Origin of the sequence: Desulfovibrio mangrovi, from assembly GCF_026230175.1 — a bacterium.
Lineage (GTDB): Bacteria > Desulfobacterota > Desulfovibrionia > Desulfovibrionales > Desulfovibrionaceae > Halodesulfovibrio > Halodesulfovibrio mangrovi.
The window spans coordinates 846,427-861,616 of sequence record NZ_CP104208.1; the positions used below are offsets into that span (position 1 = coordinate 846,427).

At 57.7% G+C, this 15,190-nt stretch carries 12 protein-coding genes; 6 read left to right on the forward strand and 6 right to left on the reverse strand.

Annotated features, from left to right (window positions below):
* Positions 1 to 8 precede the first annotated feature (8 nt).
* From N1030_RS03850 to N1030_RS03860, 3 genes are read left to right on the forward strand one after another with little or no spacing between them, the layout of a single operon-like run.
* Positions 9 to 1,079 (forward strand): SGNH/GDSL hydrolase family protein, encoded by a 1,071-nt coding sequence (locus tag N1030_RS03850; RefSeq protein WP_265827789.1) that lies wholly within the window; start codon positions 9 to 11, stop codon positions 1,077 to 1,079.
* Complete coding sequence (locus N1030_RS03855) at positions 1,076 to 2,113, forward strand: GNAT family protein (protein WP_265827790.1); 1,038 nt, start codon at positions 1,076 to 1,078, stop codon at positions 2,111 to 2,113. The genes N1030_RS03850 and N1030_RS03855 overlap by 4 nt, the downstream gene beginning before the upstream one ends.
* Positions 2,088 to 3,392: an MFS transporter gene (locus N1030_RS03860; RefSeq protein WP_265827791.1), complete on the forward strand. Its 1,305-nt coding sequence runs from the start codon at positions 2,088 to 2,090 to the stop codon at positions 3,390 to 3,392. The genes N1030_RS03855 and N1030_RS03860 overlap by 26 nt, the downstream gene beginning before the upstream one ends.
* Positions 3,393 to 3,460: 68 nt before the next feature.
* Here N1030_RS03860 and N1030_RS03865 read toward each other — a convergent pair whose 3' ends face one another.
* Positions 3,461 to 6,478 (reverse strand): AMP-binding protein, encoded by a 3,018-nt coding sequence (locus N1030_RS03865; protein WP_265827793.1) that lies wholly within the window; start codon positions 6,476 to 6,478, stop codon positions 3,461 to 3,463.
* A 354-nt stretch (positions 6,479 to 6,832) separates the two neighbouring features.
* On the opposite strand from N1030_RS03865, the gene N1030_RS03870 reads away from it, so the two are divergent.
* From N1030_RS03870 to N1030_RS03880, 3 genes are all read left to right on the forward strand, one after another.
* Positions 6,833 to 7,660, forward strand: coding sequence for an oxidoreductase (locus tag N1030_RS03870; protein WP_265827794.1), 828 nt, complete (start codon positions 6,833 to 6,835; stop codon positions 7,658 to 7,660).
* Positions 7,661 to 7,893: 233 nt separating this feature from the next.
* Positions 7,894 to 8,892, forward strand: coding sequence for an AraC family transcriptional regulator (locus tag N1030_RS03875; protein WP_265827795.1), 999 nt, complete (start codon positions 7,894 to 7,896; stop codon positions 8,890 to 8,892).
* Between the two features lie 275 nt (positions 8,893 to 9,167).
* A complete protein-coding gene (locus N1030_RS03880; RefSeq protein WP_265827796.1) occupies positions 9,168 to 9,362 on the forward strand; it encodes a hypothetical protein in 195 nt (64 codons plus the stop codon).
* An 85-nt stretch (positions 9,363 to 9,447) separates the two neighbouring features.
* Here the strand turns inward: N1030_RS03880 and N1030_RS03885 are convergent, their stop codons facing one another.
* The 5 genes from N1030_RS03885 to N1030_RS03905 all read right to left on the reverse strand — a co-directional run bounded on the left by N1030_RS03885 (position 9,448) and on the right by N1030_RS03905 (position 15,180).
* Positions 9,448 to 10,242 carry a hypothetical protein gene (locus N1030_RS03885; protein ID WP_265827797.1) on the reverse strand — a complete coding sequence of 265 codons (795 nt, stop codon included), beginning with the start codon at positions 10,240 to 10,242 and terminating at the stop codon, positions 9,448 to 9,450.
* Between the two features lie 183 nt (positions 10,243 to 10,425).
* Positions 10,426 to 12,162, reverse strand: a complete 1,737-nt coding sequence (locus N1030_RS03890; protein ID WP_265827798.1) for an aldehyde ferredoxin oxidoreductase family protein — start codon at positions 12,160 to 12,162, stop codon at positions 10,426 to 10,428.
* A 156-nt stretch (positions 12,163 to 12,318) separates the two neighbouring features.
* A complete protein-coding gene (locus N1030_RS03895; protein ID WP_265827799.1) occupies positions 12,319 to 13,158 on the reverse strand; it encodes an FAD/NAD(P)-binding protein in 840 nt (279 codons plus the stop codon).
* Positions 13,151 to 14,221, reverse strand: coding sequence for a 4Fe-4S dicluster domain-containing protein (locus N1030_RS03900; protein WP_265827800.1), 1,071 nt, complete (start codon positions 14,219 to 14,221; stop codon positions 13,151 to 13,153). The genes N1030_RS03895 and N1030_RS03900 overlap by 8 nt, the downstream gene beginning before the upstream one ends.
* Entirely contained in the window at positions 14,218 to 15,180 is a 963-nt protein-coding gene (locus N1030_RS03905) for a 4Fe-4S dicluster domain-containing protein (protein WP_265827801.1), read from the reverse strand. Before N1030_RS03905 ends, N1030_RS03900 begins: the two co-directional genes overlap by 4 nt.
* Positions 15,181 to 15,190 lie beyond the last annotated feature (10 nt).

Consider the following 15,190-nt stretch of genomic DNA (forward strand, 5'->3'; position numbering starts at 1 on the left):
AGAGTTACATGCCATACCTTCTGTTGGTGGTCTTGATTCTTGTGCTGGTGGAAGTAAAGACGCGGAGGCGTTATTGGGAGGAACACGGTGTTCCGTTCCAGATCAAGCGCGTTGGCGAATATCCTTACAATGAGTTTATTCGGGAGTGCGGGCCGCCGCTGCATTGGACGTTGAAGCCCGATTACGCCAGCAGGCAGGTGCACATAAACACCCTTGGACAGCGAGGGCCTGAACCTGAAACTGGCAGGAGAAAAATCTGGGTTGTCGGTGAATCCGAGTTGTTTGGCGCCAAGCTTTCGGATGAAAACCGCATCTGGTTCAGAAGACTGCAACGCGCTCTGGATGACGGGGGATACGATTATCAGGTCATGAACGCATCCGTCATCGGGTATAATGCATTGCAGACGGCGGAATCTTTCATGTCGCTTCCCTTGGAGCGTGGCGACTTGGTGCTTGTGCGGCCCAACATGAATGAACTGTCCCTTGCCTATATGCAGGGTGCGGAGTGGCAGGCCGGAACCCCTTGGCCCATCGCCTTTATCCATAAGCTGCAAAGGAGCAGGCCGTGGTACCATAAGCTGCTGGATTGCAGTTGCCTTGCAACGCTTGTGCGGCGGCGGATAAGCGCAGATGATGAGAGGGCCAGAGTGTTCACTGCCAAGCCGGGATTTCAGCGGGACCGGTTGGTCGGATTTGTCATCGAACAGTTGGAGCGGATGGTCGCGTATGCCGAAGGGCGCGGGGCAACTGTGGCCTTGTTCGATGCTATATTCAGTTACGACCGTGAGGTGCAGGCAGAGGATGAGGCCAAGCTGGCAGCCATTCAGAGCAATTGGCGGCATTTTGTTGAAGGGTGGAGCAGCGAGCAGTATGACCTGATGGATCAGGCCGTTGCGCAGGTGGCTGCTCCCAAGGGGTTGCCTGTGTTACGGACCGCTCCGCATGTTTGGAGGCATCCGCTACGATATCGGTTGTATCTCGATCTTGTGCACTTCAACGCAGAGGGGCATGAGGTGCTTGGCGATGCGTTTTTCAACGAACTGTGTTCTCATGGTTTGCTTCAAAAGGGGGATCAATGAGCCGAGAACGTCTTATCGCCAACCTGCGTGCAGTCCGGTCCGAGATTGAGCCGGGTCAGGAGGTTGAGGTCGGCTTGTTCCGTGAAGAGGATGCGCAAGGCATTGCGCTCGCATATCTGGAAATTTACGGGGACTCCTTCCCTATTGAACATGTCTACGATCCCGCCGAGATTACTCGCCGAAACGCTTCTGACGATCAGTACACCATAGTTGCCCGCACCATGAGTGGAGATGTTGTGGGGTTGGCAGGGTTGTTCCGTCACGCCCCGAATCCGGACGTGTATGAAGCCGGTCAGCTCATGGTGCTTAAAACGTATCGCAGCAGCCATGTCGCAGCGGAAATTGCCCGGAATACATTAGGCATTCAGGCCCGCAACCTTGGACTTCCGGTCGTTTTCGGCGAGGCGGTTTGCAATCATCCCGTGTCGCAACGGTTGGCTCATCAGGAAGGGATGCTCGTTACCGGTCTTGAACTGGAGTGCATGCCGGCCGCAGCCTATGCCAAGGAAGGCGGCGTGTTCCGTAACGTTTCGTTGCTGCTTATGTTCAGCGTCTACAAACGACAGCGCTGTACCGTGTATCTTCCGTCCCAGTATGAGGACTTCCTGAAATCGCTGTATACCGGTATGGGGCTGGTAAGGGATCACGCAGGTGCAGAACCCCTTTCTGGCGGAACAGAGAGCAGTGAATTCCTCTTGCCGGATGCGGGCTTGTTGCGTCTGACCATAAGCCGCGCCGGTGAGGATTTTCAGTCTGTTGTTGCTGATGCAGAGCACAAGGTAGGCGAATGTGGCTTGGTGCAGTGCTACCTGAACCTTGGAGATCCCGCAGCGCCGGATGCCATAACCATGCTGAGAGAACGGGGGTACTTCTTCGGCGGTTTGTTGCCCCACTGGTTCGGGCCTGACGGGGTGGTAATGCAGAAACTGCCCGAGCAGCCCGATTGGGATGCCTTGCGTCTTTATGGCAAAGAAGCGAAAGCGATGTGTGATTACATAAGACAGGATTATGAAAGAACACTCGTCCAAGGGTGACCGGCAGATCTTCGGCTGGGCCATGTACGACTGGGCCAACTCGGCCTACATCCTGACCGTGGGCACTGCCGTGTTTCCCGCATACTACGCTGCCGCCGTCATTCCCGCGGAAGGATTGCCCGTGTTCGGCACGCACCTGAGCGCCACGTCCATGTGGGGCTACATGCTCAGCCTGTCCTCCGTGCTGGTGTTTCTCTGTGCACCTGTCCTTGGTGCAGTGGCGGACTTCACAGCCTCCAAAAAACGGTTTCTCGCCCTGTTCTGCTATGCTGGCAGCGCGGCTACGCTGCTGCTAGGGCTTCTGCCCGCGCACGAGGTGTGGCTGCTCAGCGCGCTGTTCGTGGTCGCCCATGCCTGTTTCGCCGCAGGTAACGTCTTTTACGACGCTTTTTTGCCCGGCATCAGTCCGCCTGGCAAAGAGGACTGGGTGTCCGGAAAGGGATACGCCTACGGCTATGTCGGCGGCGGATTGCAGCTTGCCTTGTCCTTGTGCGTCATTTCGCAGCACGACTGGTTCGGGCTGACTGAGGCCGCGGCTGCGCGGCTGTCGCTCGTGTCTGCGGCGTTGTGGTGGGGCGGGTTCAGTCTCGTGACGTTTGCGTTGGTTCGGGAGCCCCGTCTGCCGTCACAGAGTGGTGCGACTGCAAAAGAGGGCATTCTCTTCTTCCTTCGGACGGGAGTAAGACAGGTAGGGACCACGCTGAAGAATGCGCCAAGGCAGCGCAACATCTTCTTTTTCCTTTGCGCGTTTCTTATCTACAACGACGGCGTGCAAACCGTTATCGCCATGGCTACCATGTACGGCAAGGAGGAGTTGGGGCTGCCCACCTCCATGCTTATGGTCACGTTGCTTGCCATACAGTTCGTGGCGGTTCCCGGCGCGTTGTTTTTCAGCCGCCTCGGGGAACGGATCGGCGCGAAGCGCGCGCTCATGATCAGCCTCGTGGTCTGGTCCGGTTTGGCCATCTATGGCTACTTCATCCAGACAGCCGTGCAGTACTTTATCCTCGGCATGGTCGCCGGATTGGTGCTGGGTGCGGTTCAGTCGCTCAGCCGTTCCATGTATGCGGTGCTCATCCCCAGGGAAAATGCGGCGGAGTATTACGGGTTCTACTCCGTGTTCGAAAAACTGTCGGTCGTCTTCGGTCCGGTGGTGTTCGCGGTGATCAATCAGGTTACCGGCACCTCGCGGCTTGCCATCGTGTCGATTGTCGTGTTCTTCGTGGGTGGGCTGGTGCTTCTTGTGCCCGTACAGTGGCCCCGGAAGGATGCCTCATGACCCTTTGATTCTGGCCCGCGTCGCAGCATTTCGCTACGCTTCAATTGCCTTTCGGCTTACCCTCGCCCTTAGCTTCGTCCGGCACTTCCCAGATCCGGATCTCCGCAATGCCTCAGTATGAACTCGCGTGCGATGTTTCGCAGTTCTACCGCTGTATTCCATGAAGCGCCATCTGCTTCTGGCCCTGTTGGTTGAACTTCGATGGGCTTGCCGATGGTGACGGTGATCGACCCTCGGCGGGGAAACCACGAATCCGCACGGAGCATGGAACGGGTGCCCCTGATGGCTATGGGAACCACAGGTGCGCCGCTTTCAGCGGCGGCGATGAAGGCCCCCATGTGGAAGGGACGCAGCCCCGGAGCGCGGGTGAACGTGCCTTCAGCGAAATACATCAGGATGCGGCCAGCCTTGGCCTGTCTTGAAATGCGGCGGGCGTCCTCAATTCCCTTCTGCATATCAAAACGTTCGACGAATTCGGTATGAACGCGCTGCATGAGAAACCGGAGTGCGGCATTGGCGGCAAGCTCGGCTTTTGCAACGAAGCTCACGGGATGCGGCAGAGTTGCGGCAAGCACGTAGCCGTCGAGATAGCTGGCGTGGTTGGCGACTATGACGCAGGGACGATCCGTGGGCAGGTTTTCAAGCCCGCGTACCATGAGGCGTGTGCCTGTGCTCAGACCGAGCAGCCGTGCAAGGGTGTGCAGGGCAGTCCAGCGCCACGAGAGCGCGGGCAGGGCAATGATGGAAAGAATGCCCAGCGTGGCAAGGATGACATAGAGGCTCCACGCCCGGAAGGCGAATAGGCTGTCCGAAAGGGCGCGGCGGGCACGGCGTAGCTGTTGGGGCATGGACGAGAGGATCTGCCTGGCAAGGATAAGCCACAGCGCCCCTGCGGGTCTGCCGAGCCTGCCTTGTTCGTACCGTTCCTTGCTCGCCGCCCTGCGTACCTTGCCACTGGATGTCTTGAGCACAGTGCCGGGGGGCACAAGCAGCACCTCATCAGCAGGCGTACCCGCGAGGTCTACGGCGAGGCTGTTGATTTCTGCGATGATCTGTTCCCGTGTTTCGGGAGAGGATTCCCGTGTCTCTGCCAGCACGACGAGGCGTTCCGTCCCCATGTCGGACGTGGCGTCCGCTTCGGGGGGTGTCCCGGGAGCCGGGCTTGAATCCGGCCCTCGCGTATGGCTGCCGAAGACGGCCACGCAGCTCTTGCGGATTCCCTGCACCTTTCCTATCGCTTCTTCAAGCTCCTCTGGCGTTATGTTGCGTCCGGCACGAATGATGATGTCCTTGATGCGGCCGGTGATGAACACGTCGCCGCAGACCATGTAGGCAAGGTCGCCTGAATCCAGCCAGCCGTCGCGGAACAGTTTGCCTGTCTGTTCAGGGTTGCGGAAATACCCGCTGGTGGCGGAAGGACCGCGGAAGTGAAGCTGGCCTACTCTGCGTTCGGGGAGTTCGCGTCCGGCGTCATCCACAATGCGGACTTCGTGACCGGTCAGAGGGCTGCCGGAAGAAACAAACTGCAATGCATTGTCATCGTCAGCATCTGCCGGAAGGGCGAGTCCGTCGCGCTGAAAGGTTTCGCGTTGGACCCGGTCGATGAGCGGCCCCCGGTCCGTCGGCGGGAATGTGAGCCCCACAGAGCATTCCGCCAGTCCATATACCGGCATCACGGCTTCCTGTTTCAAGCCGCAGACGGAGAAGCGTTCGATTAATCGGCGGACGGTTTCCGCGCTTACAGGTTCGGCTCCATTACACACGGCGCGCAGGGAAGAGAGGTCGAGCTCCCTGAGGTCTTCTTCTGTCACTTTGCGCAGGCAGAGTTCAAAGCCGAAATTGGGCGAGGCAGTGATGCTTCCCCGGTAACGATGTACAGCCTGGAACCAGCGTAGCGGCCGCGTGAGAAAGCCGATGGGCGACATGATGACCAACTGTGAGCCGAAATACAGGCTGCCGAGCCACGCGCCGATGAGCCCCATGTCGTGGTAGAGCGGCAGCCAGCTGACAAAGACATCGTTGGGGGTTGCCTGCACGTTCTGCCCCATGGCGCGAATGTTGGCGAGCAGGTTGGCGTGGCTGAGCACTACCCCTTTGGGGTTGCCGGTGCTGCCGGAAGTGTATTGCAGAAAGGCGGTGTCCTGCGGATTGACCTGCGGCGTCCAGAAGGCCCCGGAATCGGAGGAAAGCTCCTCCACGGTTACGATGCGATGCAGCGATTCCACCTGCGACTTGAGCAGGCGCGCGAAGGGCTTGGCCTCCGGCATGGAAACGAGCGTTGAGGCGGCGCAGTTCTGCAGAATGCTCCTGTGTCGCCGCAGGTGGTCTTCCAGTCGGGCCTGACGGACAGGAGGGTACAGCGGTACGGGAATGCCGCCGGCAAGCAGTATGCCGAGAAAGGTGAAGAAGTAGTCCGGCCCGGTGGGGAGCATGATCGCCACCGGCTCAGCGGGCTTGATGTCCAGATGTTGCAGCCCACGCGCCACTGCATCCGCGCCTTCCTTCAACTGGTGGAAGGAGAGGGTGTCGCCTTCTTCCTTGTCCTTGTAAAAACGGATGTGCAGCCGGTCGGGATGGTGTGTTACGTGCCATTCGATCACGTCGACCAGCGTACGGGCGTTGTGTGGAACGGCATCGGGGCGTTCCGTTTCCTCTGGCTTCTTGGCAGGAACGAGTGAATCGCCGGCAGGTTGGTCTGCAGCGTGGGCCGGAGTTGCGGCTGTGCGGAGCCGGGATATCGCCCGCAACAGATCGCGGGGGGACTCGGCATCGGTGAATGTCCGTTCGGGCAGTGTTACGCCGAAGGCGTTTTCGACGCGTGTGAGCAGTTCCATGCGCGCGAGGCTGTCAAGCCCAAGATCCCGATCAATCGAGTGGTCAAGGTGAACGGGGCGGTCTGCCGCCTTAGGGTGCAGTTCAGCGACAAGCTCCCGGACAAGACGCAACAGGAGGTCCTCGACATGTTCGGGCGTGCCGTTTGTCGAAGCCGGAGTCTCTTGCCCCGTCTTCCGGGCCTGCACCTGCTCAGCTTCCCGAACCGCCGTGTTCGCTTCGCGCCCGGCATCGTCGTTGCGGTGAAACGCCATGCGCCCCTCCTTGCATTGCGGTCGTCATCGGTCCTTCTCCGATCAGATCAGTATGCGGGAGGTTGGCTGTGCGGGCAATTACAATTCTTGTTTGGGGTATTACGTCGGAGTGTGGGGCGAGAGAGGTTGCCGAGGCTAGGGGGGGCAGGTGCTATTTTCGCCCGTGTTGTGGAATCGAAAGGATGTTGCGTGATCCTTTGGTTCTTTCGTTGTTGCGCCTTCTGCCGGAAAAGTGGCGTGTATTGCATGAATCTTGGCGCGGTCTGCGATACTCATGTCGCGATTTGTTTTCTATCTTCCAATCAACGACGGCAGGAAGCCGTAACAATACAGATTAGCTCGGAGGATAGATACATGGTGGATAATACCAATAAAGTCGCATTGGTGACTGGTGCTTCGTCTGGCATGGGCATGGATTTTGTCGAGAGCCTGCTTAAAGAAGGGATGATCGTTTATGCGGCAGCAAGACGTATGGAGCGCATGGACAAACTCCGTGAAATGGGCGCACATGTCCTCAAAATGGATATCACCAAGGATACGGATGTCCGTGCTGCTATAACTTCCATTGAGGTAAAGCATGGTGGCGTTGATGTGCTGGTGAACAATGCTGGTTTTGGTTTGTATGGTTCCATGGAGGAAACATCCATGGAAGATGCCCGCTATCAGTTTGAAGTGAATTTTTTTGGTCTAGCTCGTCTCACGCAACTCGTGTTGCCGTATATGCGCAAGCAGCGTTCGGGCAAGATCATCAACATTTCTTCTGTCGGTGGTAAGATTTATACACCTCTCGGTAGCTGGTATCATGCAACCAAGCATGCATTGGAGGGATGGTCTGATTGCCTGCGTCTCGAAGTGTCACAATTCGGCATTGATGTGGTCATTATTGAGCCGGGCGGTATTGCCACAGAGTTTGCGGATGTCATGAGTGAGAATATGACTAAGCGTTCTGGCGACGGGCCCTATAGCCATATGGTGAAAGGCTATTTGAAGATGTTTGAATCATTTGGGAGCAAGATGCTTTCCAAGCCGAAGGTCATCACCGAATTGATCCTCAAGGCTGTTCGCTCCGGTCGACCCAAGACGCGTTACTATGCAGGTAGGGGGGCGTTTACGTTGTTTTTTTTGCGCAGGCTGCTTTGTGATCGACTTTTCGACCGTGTCGCAATGTCCTTGGTTAGATAGGAGCACTGCATGGGGTATGCCTGTTTCGCGGCCGAGCGTCAGGGGGCATGCCGGGGGTGGTCATCAATGTTCTTCACCCCCATGGCCTTGCGCCATACCACGTGGGGGTGGCGCGTGTGCCTGTCAGCGCGCCGCCCTCATGTATGGTTCTATACCTACTGCCGGGCTTATTCCTGAGCCTTCTCGTTGTGCGGGCTTGTCTGAGGGCAGTCCTAAAGGATACAAGTGTTGGCATGAAACAAGCGACTCGGTTTACTGTCGACAGCAGCTGGAAGATGTTGCTGGCTGACCTGGGTATCGGCGAAACAGCTCTGCTGCGGCTTGCCGGTCTGCCTGTGGACCTTTTTTCCCGACAAGGGGCTACGCTGGAGGTGGATGATTATTTCTCCTTCTGGCGGGGGTTGGAGCAGTTCGCGGGAGAGAAAGAACTTGCTCTGCTTATTGGGCAGGCCATTTCTCCCGAGATGTTCAACCCGGCATTGTTTGCCAGTTTTTGCAGCCCGGACTTGAATACGGCTATGAAGCGGATGCAGCAATACAAGCCGCTGTGCGGTCCCATGAATCTCACTTTGGAGATCGACGAGGTTGCCACCAGCGTGACAGTGGATTGCGCAGGTTACTGCAAGAGAATTCCTGCATCTCTCGGGGCCATGGACGCTGTTTTCTTTACGCAGCTGGCTCGGATGGGAACTCGTCACCGGATAACGCCCACTGAGGTTGTATTTGCTCATACTCCTGCTGACCGAAAGGCGTATGAAGAATTCTTCGGTGTCCCCGTGACCGTTGGCGATGTCTATCGGACGACTTTCAGTGCAGAAGACGCCTCAATGCCGTTCTTGTCTGAAAACCATGGCATGTGGGAGTTCTTTGAGCCAGCCTTGAACAAGCGGCTTTCTGAGCTGGAAGAGGGCGCCTCCACCAGCGCGCGGGTTCGGTCTTTGTTGTTGGAGATGTTGCCGCGTGGCGAGTCGTCCGTGGATGACGCCGCCGGGTATCTCGCCATGTCAAAGCGGACATTGCAGCGTAAGCTGACAGACGAAAGGCAGTCTTTTCAGGGTATCCTTAAAGCGACTCGCAAGGATTTGGCTGAATACTACCTTTCAAACTCGACAATTCCGCAAGGGGAGATATCCTTTCTGCTCGGCTTTCAGGATACCAACTCATTTACCCGCGCCTTTTCCAATTGGACTGGGCAAACTCCCGGCCAGTATCGGCTTACAACGATTCAATAGCTCGTTTTCAAAGCAGACCGTTGTCAAAGGTCAGGCGAATCAACTTGTCTGTGGTCTTACAGCCCACATTGCTCAAGAGGATGTGTCGGCAATTTACGCTTGCTAATCAGAACTCTGGCAGAAAGGCTCTCCCCAACACAATCATTGCTCCCATCCCTTCAGTGCTTATGCTTACTATTGGAGAGTCCCGTTTCATCGTGAGCACAATGACCGCATGGACCGGCCGGATTGTAGCCGTGACGCAGGCTGGTGGGACATGCATTTGGGAGGGAGCCATGAAGATCGCCGTCAAATTGACCTTTTTCGGTGAAGAGATCACGAAGCTTGTGGATTATCCTGGCAGGCCGACGAGTCAGGGAGAGGTGGTCCAGTGGCTCATGAGCCAGACGGATATACAGTGGACCGATTATGACAGCGCCTCGCAGGAGGACAAAATTCTTTACCATTATGATGAGGGTACCGTGCAGTAACCGTGCGGTAAACTCATGCTGAATATATGTGAATGCCTGTCCGTTTTGCGGGCGGGCGTTTTCAATTTTGGTGAGTGTTTGCCGGTCAACGCAGGCAGAGAAAGAGTTCCTGCGTATCCGTCAGGCCCAGATAGTGGCGACAACCCGTATCCGCCAAAGTGGCCATGGCGGTCTCCACTCTGTAGCGGGGCAGAGCGCGGTTGCCGCTCAGTTCGGGCAGCATGGCCTGCGGAATGCACATCTCGCTGCAGCAGTGCGACAGGGCGTGCAGCCAGCGCAGCAGGCCGTCTGCGGCTAGAGCTCCGCGATCTCGTATCTTCATGTCCAGACGCGGAATGACGTTCAGGCTTTCCAGCAACATGGGGTGCACAGCCACAAGACAGAGGTCGTCTTCCCTGTTGATCATGACCTGCTGCAGGAAGGAAAACATGAATTCGTAACGGGCATTGCTGATGTGCAGTGTGCCTGCCTCCAGCCTGCGCAGGCTCGCCCGCACCCGGGATTGCACTGCCTTGCTTGCAGAGCGCGAGACCTTTTGTGCCAGTTCCCGAAGGGGGATTCTGACCATGCCCTTCACGGGTGCTTCCCGCTGCGTGCGGCGAAGGCAGGCCAGCAGAACGTCCAGATCGAACTGATCCAGACGCTCGCCCGTGAACAGGCTTGTGAACTGCGGCAGGGCGCTGATGAGGGGATAGCGGCTGACGTGCTGGCGTTTGCGGGCGTAGATGGCCTGAAAACAGTCTGAGGCGAACAACAGTTCGGGAGGCAGGAGCATGAACTGCCGCTCTGCAGGGGTAATGGATGCGTTGTCCGTGGTGCCGTAACGCCAGCCGATCTGCATGGGTTCCCTGTCGTGCAGGAAGGCATCGTCATAAAGCATGCTAGCTCCCTTTACGGAATGTTGTGTGCAGAATCCGGAAAGGAGCGAGAAACAACGCACGGAGGACGTGGCGCGCCGTATGCCCGAAGCGTAACGCTCCTTTCCGGAGAGGCGGCCGGAATCCTTTCGGCATTCCGGCCGTATATACCGTGAGTGCGTTCAGGCGCAGGCCTGACAGCACTGCTAGAAGTTGTACACGGAATCCAGTTCGGCATCCGGCACGTCAAACACAACCCCGTGAGGGGCAAGCGGTTCGCGCTTGAAATAGCGCGGCAGACGGTCATGTGCGGGTCCAAATCCGGCGGCCTTGTTGAATTCGCGCTCCATGCGCAGGATTTCCTGACCGAGGGCCACCACATCGCCGCCGTTCATCTTCAGGTTGTACATGGCGTTAATGCTCTCCACCATGGCATCGAAGGTCTCGGACTGGTCAAGGATGGCAAATGCGATGAACAGGCAATAGCCGGTCGCGTCCAGTGCGGCGGTGGCCACCTGCAGGTTGCGGGAAAGCTCGGCCTGCCCTTCGGAAGAAAGGGGGTTCACGTGGCCACCCACGCTCAGAATGTTGGTGGCAACGGCGTAGCCTGCGGTGTGGTCGGCACCCTGCGTGGTGGTGGCATAGGTAACACCAATGCCCTTGACCGCGCGCGGGTCATACGCAGGCAGAGCCTGATTCTTAACAACGGGAGCGCGTTCCAGTCCGTAGCACTTGGCCGTGACCGCCGTGCCCGCACCGAGAATGCGGCCCAGAGGCGTGCCCTTGCCGACCTGATGGATAAGGTCGATGGCTCCGTCCTTGTCGCCGAAGGGAATAACGCCAGCCTCCATGGCAACGCCGATCGTGGCACCCATCTCAATGGTATCCAGCCCGTAGTCGTCATCAAGGCGGTCCATCAACGCAATGGCGTCCAGATCGTCAATGCCACAGTTGCCGCCATGCGACCACACGGTTTCATATTCCGGCTGCTTGGTAAGGAAGTTTCCTTCCTTGTCTACATAGATGCCCGAACACTTGATTACGCACCCCTTGTGGCAGCCATGGGTAGGATTACCACCACGCACTCGTTCCAGTTCAGCCTGCGCCTCGCCGGAAATGTTGCTCGCGTTATCATAACGTCCTGTGGAGAAGTTGCGGGTGGGATAGCCACCGGCTTCGTTCAGGATGTTGGTCAGAATGTTGGTGCCATATGCGGGTAGGCCGGTACCTGTAACGGGATGGCCTTTCAAGCCTTCCACGAATTTCTTGTTGGCGGCTTTGAAGGCATCCGGCAGAGCGGGCTTGCGGATGGAGGCCTTTTCCGCATTCACGACAATGCACTTGAAGCCCTTGGAACCCATAACAGCACCAACACCGCCGCGACCGGCATGGCGGGTTGGACGGAATTCGGGATCTGTGACCGCAATGGTGGAGTTGGCCATGCGCATTTCGCCGGCCGTGCCAATGCTGATCATCGTGACCTTGTCGCCGAATTCTTCCTGCACTTTGTCACGCAGGGCGTAGTTGGGAAGCATGCGATAGGAATCTGCCGGTTCCACCTTGGCCCCGTTTTCGTCGATGACGAGGCGGTAGAGGGCATCGCCCTTTGCTTCGCCTTCAAAGATAATGGCGGCGTAGCCCAGTTTGGCAAGCGCCTGAGCCGCCGTGCCGCCGGCGTTGGCTTCCTTGATGGTTCCGGTGAGGGGACTTTTGCAACCTACGGATAGGCGACCTGAGGTGGCGGCTGCCGTGCCGCTCATGAGGCCGGGGGCGAAAACCAGTTTGTTTTCGGGCCCAAGCGGATGGCAGTCCGGGGGGACTTCCGTATAGATCACCTTGGTGGTCATGGCTCTGCCGCCCAGACCGGCGTAGGTGCCGACAGGGTGCGTGGTCAGGGTCGGTGCTTCGGAGCCGTTGCACTGCACGCGTAAAATGGTTTCCATGGACTCTCCTTCCTTACTCTTGCCGCGCGTTAAGATCAAAGCTGCCCTGCAATGATCCTTTCCTGGCTGCGGCTGCGCAGCGGACCGCCAGCCGGGAACATCCTTCGCAGGGGCGGCACCGCGCCGCCCCCACGAAAGAATGGAGGTTCGGAATATCTACATCTCGTTGGGGAGTTGTTTGAGTTGTGCCAGCGTATACACGGGCCCGTCCTTGCAGACGTAGCTTGTGCCCATGTTGCAGCGACCGCAGATGCCCACACCACATTTCATGCGTTTCTCCAGTGTGGTGACAACCTGCTCGTCGTCAAAGCCCAGCTCCTGCAGCGCCTGCACCGTGAACTTGATCATGATGGGCGGGCCGCAGGTCACGGCAACGGTATTTTCGGGGCTGGGATTGATTTCACGTAGAATGTTGGGAATGAGGCCTACCTTGTGCTTCCACTCCGGCGTGCCGTTGTCCACGGTCAGCACGGTGCGCATGTCCTTGCGTTGCAGCCACTCTTCCACTTCATAGCCGTAGGCCATGTCTCGGGGGCTGCGGGCTCCGTAGAGCAGGGTGATATCACCGTAATCCGCACGGTTATCCAGCATGAAAAGCAGCAGCGTGCGCAGCGGAGCCATACCGATGCCGCCGCCGATGAACACGATGTTTTTGCCTTTCATGGATTCGTAGGGAAAGGCATTGCCCAGCGGAGCCCGTACGCCGATCTGGTCTCCAGCTTTGAGGCGATGCAGTCGACTGGTCAGTTCGCCCACCTTCATGACGCTGAACTGAAGGTAGTCCTTTCTGGTGGGCGGTGAATTGATGACAAAGGTGGATTCACCAACGCCGAGAACGGAGAGTTGGCCCACCTGGCCGGGTTCGAAGTTGAAAGCCTGCATTCTCTCTTCGCTGTTCAGGACCACGCGAAAGGTTTTGATGGCAGGAGTTTCCTGCACCACCTCCACAATGGTGGCCATATCCGGCAGATACACATTGGGCGGATTGCTAGTCATGGGCTTGCTCCTGAATGGCTCCGGCCTGTTGTATGGCGCAGGCGACGGCATTGCGAATATCGAATGAAACCGGACAATTGGAAACGCATCTGCCGCATCCCACGCAGGCCAGCGTTTTGTCGTGTAGCTGCGGGTAATAGCTGAACTTGTGGCCTATGCGATTGCGCATGCGGTGCGCCTTTGATGGCCGCGGGTTATGACCGCTGCCTTCAAGGGTGAACTGGCTGGACATGCAGTTATCCCACGTGCGTATCCGCCTGCCGGATTCTCCGCGTGTTTCGTCCGTGATATTAAAGCAGTAACAGGTGGGACACAGATAGGTGCAGGCCCCGCAACTCAGACAGGCTTCCGCCGTCTTGTCCCAGAACCCCAGATCGCCGAACAGGGAGAGCAGGTTGCGCTCCATATCAAGGAAGGAGCTGCGCTCGGGCACCTGCTCCAATATTCTGTTGCGGGAGTTGAGCGCCTCCTGCCGCAGGCCTTCAGCCTTCATGAAGCTTGTGCTTTTGAGCAACTTCTCACCTTTGGGAGTAAGTGCTTCAGCCACGTAGCCCGCTTTAAGGGGGGTGAGCAGAATGTCTGAACCAGTGGCGTCCACAGGGCTGCCTCCCACCCTGTCGCAGAAACAGGCTTCTTCCTGTTCCGAGCAGGCAAGGGTAACTATGGTGGCATTGTCGCGACGTGCTGTGTAGTAGGGATCCTTGACCTGATCACCGTTGTATACGCGGTCGAATATCTGCATGGCCCGGGCATCACAGGGGCGAGCACCAAAGACCACGCTCTTTCCCTCAGGCAGAGTAGGCTTGAGCTCAATGCTTGTCTTATAGGGCGGCTCAAGCGTTTTGGTCGTTTCATACTCAAAGAGCGTTTCACAGGGAGGCAGCAGTGCTCTTTTGGCGGGCGTGGTGGAGAGCTGTGAAAGCTCGATGCCGCGTGCGGGATCGAATTCGCGGAATACAATGGAGCTGCCGTGCTGTGCCGGTGCTAGCACGGTGAAATCTCGGCTTAACTCTTCCAGCCACGGGGCGATGTCTCGGGCCTTGAGAAAACGTACGGTACTCATCGTGCATCCCTCTCCTTGATGTGTTCTTCCTGCTGGCGGAACATGAAGAGCGGAGGAGTGTTCTCCATATCCATGCCGGCCTCATAATCAAACAAATGCTTGATCCGCCGGTTCAGGGCTTGCTTCATGGCGAGAATCGGAATGCCCATAGGGCAGGCGCGCTCGCATTCCCCGCATTCGGTACAACGTCCTGCAGTGTGCAGGGCGTGTATGGCCTGAAACATCAGCTTTTCACGGGGATTGTCGGACAGATCAACCCAGTGAGGGTCGCGGCTTTGCGCCACGCAGCTATCCTTGCAGACACACAGCGGGCAGGCGTTGCGGCAAGCGTAACAGCGTATGCAGCGGTCCATGCTCTCTTCCCAGAAGGCGAAACGGGCATCCGGCTCCATGGCATCCAGCTTGTCCAGCGTACTTTCCGGAGCTTCGCCGGTCATGTGGCAGCCATTGCGTTCCGTTACCATGTGGTCGTGAATGAGCGGAGTCTGACTCGGGCAGTTGTAGCATTTCTCCATCAGCACATCCTGCATGGGGATGGTGCGGACGCCTTCGTCCGTGGTGACGGAGACGATGTCCTTGCCTGCCTCCACGGAGCGCAGCCGTTGGCCGTCTGCGGCCTCGCGCACTTTACGGATGTTCACAGCGCCGGTGCAGGGGATGCCGAAGATGGTTATCTCGTCTCGGTTGATCAGCTTTTCCTGCAGCAGCTCGATAATAGTGCGGCTGTCGCAACCGCGTGTAACAATACCTACCTTGCGCCCCTTCAGGGACGGCAGATAGGCGGCAAGGTTCTGTACATGCATGGGGCCGAAATCCAGCTTGTCCAGATCATCCTCTGCCGTGATGAACAGCGGAGCACTGGCCAGTTGGTTGGAGCCGGATGTCCAAGCCAGCACCACGTCCAGTTCGGGCAGGGCCTGTGCGATGAGCTTACGAAGCTCCTGAGTATGCTGTACCATGCGTCGGTCT